We start from the raw sequence: 15963 nt of genomic DNA on the forward strand, positions 1-15963 counted from the left end.
GATCGGTTTTCTCGGTGTCTTGCCCCAACGTTGAAACGTTGGTCCAAGCATCCTCAACGTCGTCATCCTAGGGCGAAGCAGGAGCGAAGCTCCGTCGCGAAGACCCTAGGATCCATTCCGTGACCCCGGCCGAAGAACGCAGCGGAGCAGAATTCTGCACCGTTGGCGCCACTCCGATGTAACGGAATGGATCCTCGGGTCTGCGCCGCGTCGCTTCGCTCCTTGCTCCGCCCGTGGATGACGACGTGATAAGCGGTCCGGCTAATCGCCAAGCGTTGGAGACAGACAATCCGACCGCCATCGAAATACCTGCCTCATCGAATCAATCAATGCGGACGGTCTTGCCCGTCTTGGCCGACTGCAAGGCCGCGTCGGCCAGCTTCAGCGCAACCAGCCCGTCCTTGCCGCTCGGCGCTGCCTTCTTGCCCGCCGTTGCAGCGGCGATGAAGGCGGCGATCTCATTGGCATAGGCGTCGATGTAGCGGGTCATGAAGAAGTCGTGCAGCGGCGGACGGGTATAGCCCTTGTCGTTGGCGAGCTCGATCGACACCGGGCGCTGGTTCTCGGCCGCGACCATGCCCTTCGAGCCGTGCACCTCGATGCGCTGGTCGTAGCCATAGGTGGCGCGGCGCGAGTTGGAGATGATGGCCTGCTTGCCGGACGCGGTCTCGAGAATGACGCTGACCGAGTCGAAATCGCCGGCTTCGCCGATCTTCTTGTCGACCAGCACCGAGGCATGGGCGCTGACGGCGACCGGCTCCTCGCCGAGCAGGAAGCGCGCCATGTCGAAATCGTGGATGGTCATATCGCGAAAAATGCCGCCGGAGCGGGCGATATAATCGAGCGGCGGGGCGCCGGGATCGCGCGAGGTGATGGTGACCATCTCGACCGCGCCGATGGCGCCGTCGTCGATCGCCTTGCGCACGGCGGCGAAATGCGGATCGAAGCGGCGGTTGAAGCCGACCATCAGCACGGCATTGGCTTTCTCGACCACGGCCAGGCACTGCTCGACGCGCTTGACGTCGAGGTCGATCGGCTTCTCGCAGAAGATCGCCTTGCCGGCTTTGGCGAAGCGCTCGATCAGATCGGCATGGGTGTCGGTCGGCGTGCAGATGATGACGGCGTCGATGTCCTTGGCTTGCTCGATCGCGTCGATGGTGCGCACTTCGGCGCCATAGGCGGAGGCCAGCTCCGTCGCCGCCTTCTCGAAGGCGTCCGCCACGGCCACCAGTTTGGCCTGCGGGTTTGAGGCAACGGCGCGGGCATGCACCTTGCCGATACGGCCGGCGCCGAGAAGAGCGAAGCGGAGAGTCATGGAATGTCCTTTGAGGGTGGTTCTAAAACATGTCCGCGCCGGCCGGCGCGGACGATTTGGTTGATCCCGTCGTGACGCCTCAGGCGGCCTGAAGCTCCGCCTGTCCGGTCTTGGCGCCGGTGATGTAGGCGACGATGTCGTTGCCGTCGGTGTCCTGCTTGCGCAGATTGGCGACGATGCGGCCGCGCCGGAAGACGACGATGCGGTCGACCAGGTCGAACACCTGGCGCATGTTGTGGCTGATCAGGATCAGCGGCTCGCCGTTTTCCTTCAGCGTGCGGATGATGTTTTCGACCTGAGCCGTTTCCTGCACGCCCAGCGCTGCCGTCGGCTCATCCATGATGATCAGCTTGGAAGCGAAGGTCGCGGTCCGGGCGATCGCCACGCACTGACGCTGGCCGCCCGACATGTGGCGGATGGTGCTGGAAAGGTTCGGGATCTTCACCGCCGTGCGAACAAGTGCCGCCTCCGTCGCCTTGCGCATCGCCTTGCGGTCGAGGATCGAGAAGGGGCCGAGGTTGAACAGCACCTTCTCGCGGCCCAGGAACAGGTTCGACGGAACGTCGAGATCGTCGGCCAGCGCGAGGTTCTGGAACACGGTCTCGATGCCCGCCTCGCGCGCCTCGATCGGGCCGGCGAAGCTCACTTCCTTGCCGTCGAACCAGATCTTGCCGTCGGTGCGCTGCTCGACGCCGGTGATCTGGCGCACGAAGGTCGACTTGCCGGCACCGTTGTCGCCCATGATGGCGACATGCTCGCCCTTGCGCAGCTCGAAATTCGCCTCCTGCAGCGCGTGCACGCCGCCATAGTGCTTGGTGAGGTTTTCGGTCTTCAGAACGATGTCGGACATGGTCAAGCTCCTATCGCCCGGCGGCGCTGGCGCCATTGGTCGAGAACGACTGCGCCGACGATGATCACGCCCTTGACCATCTCCTGGTAGTAGGCGTCGAGGCGCAGGAAGGTGAAGCCGGAGATGATGACGCCGAAGATCAGCGAGCCGATCACGGTGCCGATGATAGACCCGCGGCCGCCCGAGAGCGAGACGCCGCCGATGACCGCCATCGCGATGGCGTCGAGCTCGTACATCACCCCCATGCCGGCCTGGGCGGTGAGGTTTTTCGACGAGAGCACCACGGCGGCGATCGAGGCGAGAATGCCGGCGATCACATAGACCAGCACCTTGTGGTTGGCGATCTTGATGCCCGACATGCGCGCGGCGTCCTCGTTGGAGCCGATGGCGTAGCAGTGCTTGCCGTATCGGGTGTAGCTCAGGATGAGCTGGAACAGGATCGCTAGCGAGATGAAGATGACAACCGGCATCAGCCCCTTGCCGATTGCGGCGAAGCTGTCGGTCGGGAACGAGATCGGCTGGCCCTTCGACCACCATTTGGCGATGCCGCGCGCGGTGACCATCATACCGAGCGTGGCGATGAAGGGCGGAATGCGGGTGTAGGCGATCAATGATCCGTTGATGAGACCGGCCAAAAGCCCGCAGCCGACCGCGACCAGCAGCGGCACGATGACCGGTAGGTCGGTCCAGCCATAGTCGATGAACATCGCCTTGGGATTGGGATTGCCGTTCACGGTCGCAACTTGCGCGAAGCTCATGGCGATCATGGCGGTGGCGCCGACGATCGAGCCCGAGGACAGGTCGATGCCGCCGCAGATGATGACCTGCGTGACGCCGATGGCGATGATGCCGACGATCGACACCTGCAGGATGATGATCTGCAGACGCTGCTCGTTGAAGATCGCGTCGACGTTGGGCCGGGTGTTGAACAGGAAGCTGTCGCCGAGAAAGACGCGGCCGATCAGCTCGAAAGCGCCGACCAGGATGACCAGCGCCAGGAACACGTTGAACTCTGCAGGCCAGGGGCGCTTCTTGGCGTCGTAGCTCAGCCCGCCAATGCCATGCGATGTCTGTGACACGTCTTCTTCCTCCGAATGACCGCGCCCGCTCTCCCGCCCGGTGGGGCGGGAGAAGGAAGGGAGCGGCGCCGCCCTATCAGCAGCCGGTTTCAGCCAGTCCGATGCGTCGGAGCGCCGCTCCTTGAGAAGCGCAGCCTCAGTTCTTCTTCAAGAACTTGTCGATGTTCGCCGGCGTGACGAGCTGGAACGGGATGTAGACCTTGTGTTCCACCTTCTCGCCCTTGGCGAGCTTCAGCGCCGCATCGAGCGCGCCGGCGCCCTGGCCGGCCGCGTCCTGGAAGACCGACACGTCGAGATCGCCCGCCTGCATCGCGGCCAGCGCGTCCTGGGTGGCGTCGACGCCGCCGACGACGACCGACTTCATGTCGATGTTGGCAGCCTTCATCGCCTGGATGGCGCCGATGGCGCTTTCGTCGTTGTTGGCGATGACGCCGTCGAAGGCCTTGCCGGACGACAGCCAGTTGGTCATCAGGTTCTGCGCCTCGTCACGCTTCCAGTTCGAGGTCTGCTTGTCGATGATCTTGATGAAGTTGCAGTCCGGCGTGGCGATCACTTCGTCGATGTCCTTGGTGCGCTGCACCGCGGCCTGGTTCGAGAGCTCGCCCATGATCACATAGACATTGGCTTCCTTCTTGCCGGCTTCCTTGAACAGGCGGCAGGCTTCCTTGGTTTCGAGCGTGCCGGATTCAGCCTCGTTCGAAGCGACGAAGGCCTGGTTGTCCGGCAGCGAGTCGACATTGACCGGCTCGCGATTGACATAGACCAGCGGAATCTTGGCCGCGGCGGCCGCGTCCGACATCGCCTGCGTGGCCGAGGTATCGACCGGGTTGACGATGATGGCGTCTACGCCGGAAGCGGCGAAGTTCTTGATCTGGTCGAGCTGCTTGGCGACGTCGTTCTGCGCGTCCTCGACCTGCAGCTCGACGCCGTCCATGCCTTTGGCCTGGGCGATCATGCCGTTGCGCAGAACGGTCAGGAAGTTGTCGTCGAAAAGAGCCATCGAAACGCCGATCTTGGCGGCGAAGGCGGATGAACACATCAGCGCCGAAAGCGCGACGCCCAAAAGCAGTTTCTTCATTTTAGTTTCTCCTCCACTTGGTGTCCGGCTGCACCGATTGAACCGGAATCCCCGATCTCTCCGGGGAATCTCTCCCTTTGGCCGTTCCGACGGCGTTTTCCTTGCCCAAATGGAACGCCTGGTCCTCTGTTTGAAACAGATGTTCCGGAACGAAAGAACCAAAATGCCCAGTTGGTGAAATATTTATTCCATTTCGCTCGGCGACGTCAAGGGAGATTCGGAATGGCCATGCCGGATTTTCATTGCCGATCGGCCTGCGGCGCTCTCCGTGACCGGGGGCGGAAGCAATCTGCGGCGAATCCTGGGCCAAATCCCGCCGCGAAAGAATTCCATCAGCCTGATGGATCACATCATTCCGGCGGGCGACGGCTCAGATGTTTTCCGGCAGATAGATGTCGAAGGGCAAAAAAGTCTGGCCGGGTGCATTGGCGGCGCCGCTCTCGATGGCATGCGCCATCAGACCGACAAGCTCGCGACACAGCGCAGCCAGCGGTGTCGAGATCACCATGGTGAGGATGTTGTCGGCAAGTGCTGCGCGCGACTCCGCATTGATCTCGTTGCAGATGACCACCGGCATGTTGGCCGGCTTTGCCGCCCTCAGCGCCGCGACCGCGCCTTCCATGCCGCCGCCGGCGACATAGCAGCCGGCAAGGTCCGGATGCCGGGCCAGAAGATCGAGCATCGCGTCATGCGTCACCTGGTTGGCTTCCAGATTGACCAGCGTCTCCATCACGGTGAAGTCCGGCGCGTGCTCGCGGAAATAGGAGCGGAAGCCGATCTCACGCAACTCATGGCCGTGGAAGCGGTGGCTGCCGACGAAAAGCGCGACCTTGCCCGGCTTCTTCGCCGCCTTGGCGATCATCCAGGCCGCGGTGCGGCCGACCTTGCGGTTGTCGAGCCCGACATAGCCCTCGCGGATGCCGGCTGCGAAGTCGGACAGCAGCGAGAAGACCGGTTGGCCCCTGGCCTTCAGCGCCTCCACGACCGCCGTCAGCGTCGGGTGGTCCGGGCCGACGACGGCGATGGCCCTGGATTTTGCCGCCAGCCTGCGCATCTGGGCGGCGATCTCGTCGGGCGCCAGCGAGGCGGCGAAGTCGATCATCGCGACACCACGGATGCGTTGCGATTGCGAGACCGCCAGTTCCAGCTCGCGCGCGAAATCGCCGTAGAAGACATCGTTGCCGCGCAGGAGCAGGAAGCCGAGGCGGTATTCCGGCATTTCCTGGCGCATGCGCTGCTTGATCAGCCCGGCGGCGTGATAGCCGATATCGGTCGCCGCCTCGTAGACCCGGCGCGCCGTTTCCTCACGCACCGGCAGGCGGTTGTTCAGCACCCTGTCGACGGTGGCGACGCTGACGCCGGAAACGCGTGCGAGATCGGTGATTGTCGGCCGCCTTGCCATGAATGCTCCATCGCCTGCTCGACTTGAGAATAGCTCATTATGATAGGAAATGATAGAATCTATCTTTATGACATTGAGACTATCACGGCTTGAAGCTATGGTGAAGTCGAAGCCAGCCATGCGCGAGCCTGGGCCCGTCGAGGACCGCTCGCCGGGCGGCGATGGAGGAACCTGCAATGACGGCAATCACGTCTTCGGCGCTGTCCGGACGCGACTACAGCCTGACCGGCCGCGACGCCAGGCGGGCGGTCGAGAACGGGCTGGCGGCGGCCGAGTGGTACCATACCGAGATCCTGCGCAAGCAGATGAAGGAGCTGATGCAGCGCTCCGACCAGCCGGCGATCCGCGACACCGTCATCTGGCTTGGCGCGCTGGTCCTCAGCGGCGCCGGCGGCGCCTGGTTCTGGGGCAGCTGGTGGTGCGTGCCGTTCTTCTTCGTCTATGGCACGCTCTACGGCTCCTCGACCGATTCCCGCTGGCACGAATGCGGCCACGGCACGGCCTTCCGCACGCAGTGGATGAACGATGCCGTTTACCAGATCGCCTGCTTCATGATCATGCGCAATCCGGTGACCTGGCGCTGGAGCCATACGCGCCACCACACCGACACCATCATCGTCGGCCGCGACCCGGAGATCGCCGTCATGCGGCCGCCGGACCTTTTGCGCCTCGTTCTGAACTTCTTCGGCATCGTCGACGCCTGGCACGCCATGGTCGACATGCTGCGCAATGCCGCCGGCGTCATCAGTGCCGCGGAAAAGACCTTCATTCCCGAACAGGAGCAGCCGAAGGCGATCCGCGCCGCCCGCATCTGGCTCGCCATCTATATCGCGACCATCGCCTTGGCGCTCTACCTGCATTCCTGGCTGCCGCTGATGCTGGTCGGCCTGCCGCGCCTCTATGGCGCCTGGCATCACGTCATGACCGGGCTGCTGCAGCATGGCGGCCTCGCCGAGAACGTCATCGACCACCGCTTGAACAGCCGCACGGTACTGATGAATCCGGTCAGCCGGTTCATCTACTGGAACATGAACTACCATGTGGAGCACCACATGTTCCCGATGGTGCCCTATCACGCGCTGCCAAAGCTGCATGAATTGATCAAGCACGACCTGCCGGCGCCGACGCCGTCGATCCTCGCCGGCTATCGCGAGATGATCCCCGCCTTCCTGCGCCAGCTGCGCAACGAGGATTATTTCCTCAAGCGCGAGCTGCCGCCGACGGCCAAGCCCTATCGGGAAGAGCTGCACAACGACAATCCGGTGGCGGCCGCGGCCGAGTGACCGGTTTCGCCACACCAGACAACCAGGAATTTCGCCGGAGAACGACATGAGCGACTGGGTCGAGGCCTGCGCGGCCGGAGACATCGACGAAGAGGACGTGATGCGGTTCGATCACGGCGGCCGCACCTACGCCATCTATCGCAGCCCGGACGACGAGTATTTCGCGACCGATGGCCTGTGCTCGCATGAGAAGGTGCATCTGGCCGACGGGCTGGTGATGGACGACATCATCGAATGCCCGAAGCACAACGGCCGTTTCAACTACAAGACCGGCGACGCGCGCGGCGCGCCGGTCTGCGTCAACCTCAAGACCTATCCGGTCAAGGTCGACGCCGGCAAAGTCCTCATTCAGGTCGGGTGACGACGATGACGGGAGGAATGGTGATCATCGGCGCCGGCGAGTGCGGCGGGCGCGCCGCGCTCACCTTGCGCGACCTCGGTTTTGAAGGGCCGGTGACGCTGGTCGGCGATGAGCCGCATCTGCCTTACGAACGGCCGCCGCTGTCGAAAGAGGCGATGACCAGCGAGACGCCGCTCATCAAGGCGATCGCCAGCGACGAGCTGCTGGCCGAACGTTCGATCCGCCACATCCATTCCGTCCGGGCCGTTTCGATCGACCGCGCCGCGCATGTCGTGCGCCTGTCGGACGGTTCTTCGCTGCCCTACGACAAGCTGCTGCTCGCGACCGGGTCCGTGCCGCGCAAGCTGCCGATGCCGGGCCTGGGCGGCCGCTGCGTTTATCTGAGGACCTTCAACGACGCGCTCGCCATCCGTTCCCATCTCAGCGCCGGCAACCGCGTCGCCATCATCGGCGGCGGCTTCATCGGGCTGGAGCTTGCCGCTGCGGCGCGAAAGCTCGGCGCCGCGGTCACGGTGCTGGAAGCACAGCCGCGCATCCTGATGCGCGGCGTGCCGGCCGAGATCGCCGAGATCATCCACAAGGCGCATGAAGCGGAAGGCGTGAAGGTGCTCACCGGCCAGGGCATCACGGCGATTACCGACGATGGCGCCGAGGTTCGCATCACCCTTGCCGATGGGCAGGAGGTTGTCGCCGACCTCGCGGTGATCGGCATCGGCGCTATACCGGTGACGGCGCTTGCCGCCGAGGCCGGACTTGCGATCGACAACGGCATCGCCGTCAATGCAACGCTGCGCACCGATGATCCGGACATCTTCGCCGCCGGCGATTGCTGCTCGTTTCCGCTCGCCGTCTATGGCGGCCGGCGCGTGCGGCTGGAAGCCTGGCGCAACGCGCAGGAGCAGGGCGCTTTGGCCGCGAAGAACATGCTCGGCGCCGACGAGGCGCATGCCGCCGTGCCTTGGTTCTGGTCGGATCAGTACCGGCTCACGCTGCAGATCGCCGGGCTTTCGGACGAGGGCCGCTCGACGGTGCGGCGCGACCTCGACGACGGCGCCTTCATCCTGTTCCATTTGGCCGAGGACGGCAGGCTGGTCGCCGCCAGCGGCATCGGCCCCGGCAATGCCGTGGCGCGCGACATCCGCCTGGCGGAGATGCTGATCGCGAAGCGGGCAAGCCCGGCGCCGGAGGCGCTCGGATCGCAGGCGGTCAAGCTCAAGTCGCTGCTGGCGGCGTAAGCCGTGCCATCAGGCAATCAACATTTTTGAGGGGACGAAGATGGCACGCAGCAGACCGACGGTCGCCGATTTGCAAGCGCTGAAGGGCAGGCGCCAGCTTTCGAAGCTCCGCGTCTTCTCGCTGGAGGAGGCCGAGGCCGCCGAGCGTGCCGGCATCGACATCATCTCGGTCACCTATGACGTGATGTTCGATCCGCGTTTTCGCGACGCCGCGCCGACCTGCTTTGCCATTCCCGGCGACGAACGTGTCAAGCTGGGCGCCACTACCGACGAGATCCTCCGCATGGCGGTGAAGCTGCGCGCGGCGAGCGCCGACGCCATGTATTGCTCGGCCAGTCTGCAGACCATCCGCCGCCTGCGCGACGAGCACATCCCGGTCTGCGGCCATGTCGGCCTGATCCCCGCGCACGCGACCTGGACGGGCGGCTTCAAGGCGGTCGGCAAGACGGCCGAGAGCGCTGCCTTTGTATGGAAGCAGGTGAAGGACCTCGAAGTGGCCGGCGCCTTCGCCGCCGAAATCGAGGTGGTGCCTGCGAGCGTCGCTGCCGCGATCTCGCGGCGCACGCCACTCATCATGATCTCGATGGGCGCCGGCGCGGGTTGCGATGCTCAGTATCTGTTCTCGGAAGATGTGCTCGGCTCCAACCGCGGCCGCTATCCGCGCCACGCCAAGCGCTACCGCGACTTCGCGGCGGAATTCGACCGGCTCCAGAACGAACGCATCGCCGCCTTCCGCGAATATGCTGCCGACATCCAATCCGGCGCCTATCCGGCGCCACAGCACATCGTCGAGGCGGACCCTCAGGAATTGCAGAAGTTCGAGGCGTTTCTGGAATCCCAGCCGTAGCAGCGCAACCGTTCCTCAGAACAGCGCCTTCAATTCGTCCAGCTTGTCGTTGACCAGCCAGCCGTAATAGTTCTCCTCGGGCAGCTTCTCCGGTTCCCCTGCGGCGCGGCGCTTCTCGTTCTCTTCCTTCAGCGCATAGGCGCGCTGCTCGGGATTGCCGACATTGTAGAGCGTGGCGGTCAGGCCCGGATTGTGCGAGATGTCGAAGCCGGCGATGGTCCGGTACGCATCGATCGACTTCCTGATGGTCGCCGCGACGTAAGGCAGCGTCAGGTCGGGATCCATGATGGTCTTGTAGACCGAGTTGGGATCCCCGACGTCGAGCTCCGGCAGGCCGGACACTTTGTGCACGATGTCGCTCATCTGCAGCGCCGTCAGCGGGTTGAGCTGGCCGAGGCCGAAGGTCTGGCCGGCATAGTAGGGCTGGAAGAACGTGGCGCCGAAGCGGTCATTGGGGAAGCTCGTCCCGCCGACGGTCTTGCCGCGGAAGGCGTGGTTCCACACCTGCTCGCGGCACTCCCAAAGATCGTAGCTGTCGTCCATGCCGGCGCATTTCTTGAATTCGGGCCGCTGGACGAAATCGCTGACATCCTCGCCGTCATAGGCGAAGGTGAGCTTGCTCGACAGATACGACATCGCCTTGACGTAATAGGTCTGCAGCCGATCGTAAGCGTCGACATTGTAGGTGTGCTCACCGACGATGGCGCCGACGATGTGCATCGGATCGATGCCGTAGGCCGCTGCCGTCTTCCTGATCTTGGCCCGAAGCTCGGCATCGTTCTGCAGCAGCGCGTAGACCTTGCGGTACTTGGCCTGGAAGGTGGTGTTGGTGGCCTGGGTGCGCCGGCTGGACGCGCCGGGAATGTCGGGCTGCACGCCGTTGCGGTTGCCCGGCGGCACCATGGTCGCCGCGTCGGCTATCGATATAGCCGACGCCAAAGCCAGGCCGAGAAAGAGGAGTACAAGCTTCTTCATGCGCCGCCGCTCTGGACCGGCTCAGCTATCGCCGATCCGTTCCAACCACTTATTTTTACACAATTTCGGACGGAAAACCGCTGCGCACTTTTCCTGAAATTGCTTTCGAAATCGGCGGCAACCTAGGTAAAGGCGGCAGGAGAGTCGAGAGAAGGCTTTGGCCTGCCACCAAGAATGGTGGCCAGTTGCTTCCATTTGGCCACACTTTGGATTTCGGGCCGGCACATGTGCCGGCCCGAGGTGAACCCAGCGATCAGAGGATGAATCGCGACAGGTCGGTGTTCCGCGACAGGTCGCCGACATGCTTCTGCACATAGTCGGCATCGATGGTGACCGCCGTGCCGTTGCGGTCCGGCGCGTCGTAGGAGATCTCGTCCAGAACGCGCTCCATCACCGTCTGCAGGCGCCTGGCGCCGATGTTCTCGACGCTTGCGTTGAGATCGACGGCGATGCCGGCCAGCGAATCGATGGCGTCGTCGGTGAAGACGAGATCGACGCCCTCGGTCTTCATCAGCGCGATGTACTGCTTGATGAGGCTGGCCTCGGTCTCGGTGAGGATGCGGACGAAATCCTCCTTCTCCAGCGCGCGCAGCTCGACGCGGATCGGCAGGCGGCCCTGCAGTTCCGGCAGCAGATCCGACGGCTTGGAAACGTGGAACGCGCCCGAGGCGATGAACAGGATGTGATCCGTCTTGATCGGCCCGTATTTGGTCGCGACCGTGGTGCCCTCGACCAGCGGCAGCAGGTCGCGCTGCACGCCTTCACGTGAAACGCCGGCGCCGATGCCGCCCTCGCGCGACGCGATCTTGTCGATCTCGTCGATGAAGACAATGCCGTCATTCTCGGCCGATTCCAGCGCCTGGCGCACCACCTCGTCCTGGTCGAGCAGCTTGTCGGACTCGTCATTGACGAGCAGCGAATAGGAATCGCGCACCGTGGTCTTGCGGCTCTTGGTCTTGCGGCCCCCCATCGCCTTCGACAGCATGTCGTTGATGTTGAGCACGCCGATATTGGCGCCGGGCATGCCAGGGATCTCGAAGCCCGGCATGCCGCCGGTGCCGGTGTCGGCCACCTCGATCTCGATCTCCTTGTCGTCGAGCTCGCCGTCGCGCAGCCTCTTGCGGAAGGAGTCGCGGGTGGCGGGGCTTGCCGTCTTGCCGACAAGGGCTTCCAGAACGCGCTCCTCGGCGTTGACCTGCGCGCGCGCCTTGACGTCCTCGCGCATCTTCTCGCGCGCCAAGCCGATGGCGACCTCGACCAGATCGCGCACGATCTGCTCGACGTCGCGGCCGACATAGCCGACCTCGGTGAACTTGGTGGCCTCGACCTTGACGAAAGGCGCGCCGGCAAGGCGTGCCAGGCGGCGCGAGATCTCGGTCTTGCCGACGCCGGTCGGGCCGATCATCAGGATGTTCTTCGGCATCACCTCTTCGCGCATCTGGCCTTCCAGCTGCTGGCGGCGCCAGCGGTTGCGCAAGGCGATCGCCACGGCGCGCTTGGCGTCCTTCTGGCCGATGATGAAGCGGTCGAGTTCCGAAACGATTTCGCGGGGGGAGAAGGTGCTCATACTCAAATTCCACTTTGCCACTGCTTGATGGACTCGAACGGATGCAGCAGCATGATCACGTTGAGCGTCAGATTGTCCCGGATGATGTAGCCCGTGCCGAACTCGAAGATGAGAGCCAGGGCAACGATCACCCATATAGGAAGCTTTCGCGCCATCACAAATCCCAGCACCATGAACAGCGTGTCGGACACCGAGTTGATGACGCTGTCGCCGTAATAATTGAGCGAGATGGTGCCAGCGCGGTAGCGGTCAATGATGAAGGGGCTGTTTTCCAGCAACTCCCAGCCGCCTTCGATGAGGACGGCGAAGGCGAGCCTCAGCCCGACCGGCGAGCGTGGAAACAGGAATGTGGCCAGCGCATAGAACAGGAAGCCGTGGATGATGTGCGAGAAGGTGTACCAGTCGGCGATGTGCTGGGAGTTCTCCGAGCTGTTCACCACGCCGTGCCAGAGCTTGACGTAGCCGCAGGTGCAGATCGGCGGATGGCCCATGCCATAGAGAGCGCCGGCCTGAAAAATGATCAGCGCCAGCACCAGCAGCAGCCCCATCCGCCAGCTGTCTTCGTACGCGGAAAGCGTCTTGTCTTCCCCGGATGCGGTCATTGCGGTCAGTCCCCCTCTTCTGTGTCGGCTTGGGCCGCGTCGACGGCCATCAGCACGACGTCCCCATATTGCGATTGCCTGCGGCCGATCGGCCTGAAGCCGGCCTTTTGATAGGCGCGGATCGCCCGGCCGTTGTCCGGATGCGGGTCGATGATGACGCGTGGCGCGCCTTCCTCGAACAGTTCCTCGACGAACTGGCGGACAATCGCCGAGCCATGGCCGATGCCGACCAGTTCGGCCGGGCCGATCGACAGATCGATGCCCAGCGTGCCGAATGGCTGGTCGGCGTAAGGATGGTCGTCCTCGAGATGCGGATCGTAGCTCTGCAGGTAGGCGATCGGCCTGCCGTCGAGCTCGACGATCAGCGGCTCCACCGAAACCGAAGAGATATGCGCGCGGATCTCGGCGATTTCCTTTTCCGGATCGTCCCACCATGCGGCGACATGCGGCTCGGCAAGCCAAGCAGCGATCATCGGCAGGTCCTTCTCGGTGACCGGCCGAAAATCGTAGCTATCTTCTTGTTCGACCATGATCTTTTCCAAAAACCGGTTCCCACCTTTTGGGATCATGGCCGGCCGCCTCAGGCGGCATCGAGCGTTTCGACGACGAAGCTGTTGTTGGTGTAGACGCAGATGTCGGCGGCGATCTGCATCGCCTTGCGGGCGATCTCCTCGGCGTCCTTGTCGGTGTCCATCAGCGCGCGGGCAGCCGCCAGCGCGTAATTGCCGCCGGAGCCGATGGCCATGACGCCATGTTCGGGCTCGAGCACGTCGCCGGTGCCGGTCAGCGCCAGCGAGACCGATTTGTCGGCGACCAGCATCATAGCTTCCAGCCGGCGCAGATAGCGGTCGGTGCGCCAGTCCTTGGCGAGCTCGACGCAGGCGCGCGTCAGCTGGTCCGGATATTGTTCGAGCTTGGCTTCGAGGCGTTCGAGCAGGGTGAAGGCGTCGGCGGTGGCGCCGGCGAAACCGGCAATGACGCTGCCACCCTTGCCGATGCGGCGCACCTTGCGGGCGTTGCCCTTCATGATGGTCTGGCCAAGGCTGACCTGGCCGTCGCCGGCGATCACAACCTTGTTGCCCTTGCGCACGCTGACGATGGTCGTGGCGTGCATGGTCAGTTCATTCGACATTTCCAGCTCCGATTCGCGCTATCCCTTTTCAAAGGCGATTGGCGCGGTACGAGTGACGTTTGATTGCCATATGTATGCATGGGACGAGTGATTGCAAACCGCCCTTCGGCTAGGCCGATACCGTCCGGAATGGCAACTGGCAATCGCCGGATCATGCTGATAGAAGGCTCTCGTTTTCAAGCCCATGACCTCTGGATAAGGACAGAGCGATGCCGTCGCGTTCCGCCGAAGTGAGCCGCAAGACCAGGGAAACCGAGATTTCGGTGTCGGTCCATGTCGACGGCAAGGGCAAATCCGACATCGCGACAGGCGTCGGCTTCTTCGACCATATGCTCGACCAGTTGTCGCGCCATTCGCTGATCGACATGACGATCAAGGCGAAGGGCGATCTGCACATCGACGACCACCACACCGTCGAGGATACCGGCATCGCAATCGGCCAGGCGCTGAGCAAGGCTTTGGGCGAGCGGCGCGGCATCATGCGCTACGCCTCGATCGATCTTGCCATGGACGAGACGCTGACAAGAGCGGCGATCGACGTCTCCGGCCGGCCGTTCCTGGTCTGGAACGCATCCTTCTCGTCGCCGAAGATCGGCACCTTCGATACCGAACTGGTGCGCGAGTTCTTCCAGGCGCTGGCGCAGAATGCCGGCATCACGCTGCATGTGACCAACCATTACGGTGCCAACAACCACCATATCGCCGAGACCTGCTTCAAGGCGGTGGCGAGGGCGTTGCGCGCGGCGCTGGAGCCCGACCCGCGCCAGCCCGATGTGGTGCCGTCCACCAAGGGATCCCTGAAAGGATAGCCCTATGGCCATCTATGTCGTGATGGAGCCGCCGGCGGGCAGCAACAAGGCCGAGGACGCGATCCTGGTGCGCGACGGCTTTACCTGGCTCGGGTTCCTGTTCTCGCCGATCTGGCTCGCCTGGCATCGGTTGTGGATCGAGGCCTTGCTCACCTTCGCCGTCATGGCGATCCTGTCGGCGCTCGGCGAAAAGCTCGGCCTCGAATGGGCCGGATCGGCCCTGTCGCTGCTGGTGTCGCTCTATGTCGGGCTCGAAGGGCAGGGCCTGCGGATATCGGCGCTGCGCCGCCGCGGCTGGCGTGAATGGGGCGTGGTCGAGGCCGGCAATTTTGGCGGCGCCGAGGCGCGCTACGTGCTGGAAGTCGGTGAACAGGAGGAAGAGCCGGCATCCATGCCGCGCATCGTTCCCGACCCGAGCCTGGCGCGCCCCGCCCAGACAGGCATGGCGCTTGGGCTGACCCATACGCCGGGAAGGCCCTGAATATGCGGGTAGCAATCATCGACTACGGCTCGGGCAATCTGCGCTCGGCCACCAAGGCGTTCGAGCGCGCCGCGCATGAGGCTGGCATTGCCGCGACCATCGACCTGACGGCCGACGCCGAACGGGTGCGCAGCGCCGACCGCATCGTTTTGCCGGGCGTCGGCGCCTATGCCGACTGCGCCGCCGGCCTGCATGCCGTTGCCGGCATGTGGGAAGCGGTGGAAGAGGTGGCGCTTCGCAAAGGACGGCCCTTCCTCGGCATCTGCGTCGGCATGCAATTGATGTCGGAACGCGGCCTCGAGAAGACGATCACAAAGGGCTTCGGCTGGATTTCCGGCGACGTCAAGGAAATCACGCCGGCGGATCCGGCGCTGAAGATCCCGCAGATCGGCTGGAACACGATCGAGCTCGCACGCAAGCATCCGCTGTTTTCGGGCATCGAGACCGGTCCAAAGGGCCTGCATGCCTATTTCGTCCATTCCTATCATCTGGAGGCGAGGAACCCTGGCGAGGTGCTGGCGACCGCCGACTATGGCGGCCCGGTCACGGCGGCCGTTGCCCGCGACAACCTCGCCGGCACGCAGTTCCATCCCGAAAAGAGCCAGGCGCTCGGCCTGGCGCTGATCGCCAATTTCCTGAGGTGGAGGCCGTAGCATGAGCAAGAAGGGCTATTGGATCGCCATGATCGATGTCCGCGACCCGGGGGCCTACAAGAACTACATCGAGGCCAACGCAAAAGCCTTCGCCAAATATGGCGCCAAGTTTCCGGTCCGGGCAGGACGCTACACAAATCCGGAAGGGCCAACCGGGAACCGCCATGTGGTGGTGGAGTTTTCGTCCTACGAAACGGCGCTCGCCTGCTATGAGTCGCCGGAATACCAGGAAGCCTTGAAATTCCGGCTGGCGGCGTCGACCGGCCATTTCGTCATCGTCGAGGGCGCCTGATC

The 15963-nt window shown here is 63.8% G+C and carries 18 protein-coding genes; 8 read left to right on the forward strand and 10 right to left on the reverse strand.

Annotated features, from left to right (window positions below; genetic code table 11):
• Nucleotides 1-322: 322 nt before the first annotated feature.
• The 5 genes from iolG to AC4FWB_RS18960 form a co-directional block, all read right to left on the reverse strand.
• On the reverse strand, nucleotides 323-1315 hold the full coding sequence (gene iolG, locus AC4FWB_RS18940; protein WP_491027789.1) for an inositol 2-dehydrogenase: 993 nt from the start codon (nucleotides 1313-1315) through the stop codon (nucleotides 323-325).
• A 79-nt stretch (nucleotides 1316-1394) separates the two neighbouring features.
• A complete protein-coding gene (locus AC4FWB_RS18945) occupies nucleotides 1395-2165 on the reverse strand; it encodes an ATP-binding cassette domain-containing protein (protein ID WP_491027790.1) in 771 nt (256 codons plus the stop codon).
• Nucleotides 2166-2167: 2 nt separating this feature from the next.
• The gene (locus AC4FWB_RS18950) at nucleotides 2168-3244 is read right to left on the reverse strand and encodes an ABC transporter permease (RefSeq protein ID WP_491027791.1); all 1077 of its coding nucleotides are present in this window, start codon (nucleotides 3242-3244) and stop codon (nucleotides 2168-2170) included.
• A gap of 136 nt (nucleotides 3245-3380) precedes the next feature.
• Nucleotides 3381-4322, reverse strand: coding sequence for a sugar ABC transporter substrate-binding protein (locus tag AC4FWB_RS18955; RefSeq protein ID WP_491027792.1), 942 nt, complete (start codon nucleotides 4320-4322; stop codon nucleotides 3381-3383).
• A 370-nt stretch (nucleotides 4323-4692) separates the two neighbouring features.
• On the reverse strand, nucleotides 4693-5724 hold the full coding sequence (locus AC4FWB_RS18960) for a LacI family DNA-binding transcriptional regulator (protein WP_491027793.1): 1032 nt from the start codon (nucleotides 5722-5724) through the stop codon (nucleotides 4693-4695).
• Between the two features lie 176 nt (nucleotides 5725-5900).
• On the opposite strand from AC4FWB_RS18960, the gene AC4FWB_RS18965 reads away from it, so the two are divergent.
• Genes AC4FWB_RS18965 through AC4FWB_RS18980 form a run of 4 tightly spaced genes read left to right on the forward strand, consistent with a single transcriptional unit; the run spans nucleotide 5901 to nucleotide 9450 of the window.
• Complete coding sequence (locus AC4FWB_RS18965; protein WP_491027794.1) at nucleotides 5901-7007, forward strand: fatty acid desaturase family protein; 1107 nt, start codon at nucleotides 5901-5903, stop codon at nucleotides 7005-7007.
• A gap of 46 nt (nucleotides 7008-7053) precedes the next feature.
• Nucleotides 7054-7368, forward strand: coding sequence for a MocE family 2Fe-2S type ferredoxin (locus AC4FWB_RS18970; protein WP_491027795.1), 315 nt, complete (start codon nucleotides 7054-7056; stop codon nucleotides 7366-7368).
• A gap of 5 nt (nucleotides 7369-7373) precedes the next feature.
• A complete protein-coding gene (locus tag AC4FWB_RS18975; protein ID WP_491027796.1) occupies nucleotides 7374-8603 on the forward strand; it encodes an NAD(P)/FAD-dependent oxidoreductase in 1230 nt (409 codons plus the stop codon).
• A 40-nt stretch (nucleotides 8604-8643) separates the two neighbouring features.
• Entirely contained in the window at nucleotides 8644-9450 is an 807-nt protein-coding gene (locus AC4FWB_RS18980; protein ID WP_491027797.1) for a 3-methyl-2-oxobutanoate hydroxymethyltransferase, read from the forward strand.
• 15 nt (nucleotides 9451-9465) lie between these two features.
• Here the strand turns inward: AC4FWB_RS18980 and AC4FWB_RS18985 are convergent, their stop codons facing one another.
• From AC4FWB_RS18985 to hslV, 5 genes are all read right to left on the reverse strand, one after another.
• Nucleotides 9466-10425 (reverse strand): DUF1402 family protein, encoded by a 960-nt coding sequence (locus AC4FWB_RS18985; protein ID WP_491027798.1) that lies wholly within the window; start codon nucleotides 10423-10425, stop codon nucleotides 9466-9468.
• A 253-nt stretch (nucleotides 10426-10678) separates the two neighbouring features.
• On the reverse strand, nucleotides 10679-11992 hold the full coding sequence (hslU, locus tag AC4FWB_RS18990) for an ATP-dependent protease ATPase subunit HslU (RefSeq protein WP_491027799.1): 1314 nt from the start codon (nucleotides 11990-11992) through the stop codon (nucleotides 10679-10681).
• 2 nt (nucleotides 11993-11994) lie between these two features.
• A complete protein-coding gene (locus tag AC4FWB_RS18995; protein ID WP_491027800.1) occupies nucleotides 11995-12594 on the reverse strand; it encodes a DUF2585 domain-containing protein in 600 nt (199 codons plus the stop codon).
• Nucleotides 12595-12599: 5 nt separating this feature from the next.
• On the reverse strand, nucleotides 12600-13124 hold the full coding sequence (locus tag AC4FWB_RS19000; protein ID WP_491027801.1) for a GNAT family N-acetyltransferase: 525 nt from the start codon (nucleotides 13122-13124) through the stop codon (nucleotides 12600-12602).
• Between the two features lie 50 nt (nucleotides 13125-13174).
• On the reverse strand, nucleotides 13175-13726 hold the full coding sequence (gene hslV, locus AC4FWB_RS19005) for an ATP-dependent protease subunit HslV (protein ID WP_491027802.1): 552 nt from the start codon (nucleotides 13724-13726) through the stop codon (nucleotides 13175-13177).
• A 209-nt stretch (nucleotides 13727-13935) separates the two neighbouring features.
• Between hslV and hisB the strand changes: the two genes are divergently transcribed.
• From hisB to AC4FWB_RS19025, 4 genes are read left to right on the forward strand one after another with little or no spacing between them, the layout of a single operon-like run.
• Entirely contained in the window at nucleotides 13936-14535 is a 600-nt protein-coding gene (hisB, locus tag AC4FWB_RS19010) for an imidazoleglycerol-phosphate dehydratase HisB (protein ID WP_491027803.1), read from the forward strand.
• 4 nt (nucleotides 14536-14539) lie between these two features.
• The gene (locus AC4FWB_RS19015; protein ID WP_491027804.1) at nucleotides 14540-15016 is read left to right on the forward strand and encodes a DUF2628 domain-containing protein; all 477 of its coding nucleotides are present in this window, start codon (nucleotides 14540-14542) and stop codon (nucleotides 15014-15016) included.
• 2 nt (nucleotides 15017-15018) lie between these two features.
• Nucleotides 15019-15669 carry an imidazole glycerol phosphate synthase subunit HisH gene (gene hisH / locus AC4FWB_RS19020; RefSeq protein ID WP_491027805.1) on the forward strand — a complete coding sequence of 217 codons (651 nt, stop codon included), beginning with the start codon at nucleotides 15019-15021 and terminating at the stop codon, nucleotides 15667-15669.
• A gap of 1 nt (nucleotide 15670) precedes the next feature.
• The gene (locus AC4FWB_RS19025) at nucleotides 15671-15961 is read left to right on the forward strand and encodes a DUF1330 domain-containing protein (RefSeq protein WP_040972857.1); all 291 of its coding nucleotides are present in this window, start codon (nucleotides 15671-15673) and stop codon (nucleotides 15959-15961) included.
• Nucleotides 15962-15963 lie beyond the last annotated feature (2 nt).

The organism is Mesorhizobium sp. LEGMi-168a, assembly GCF_058312955.1.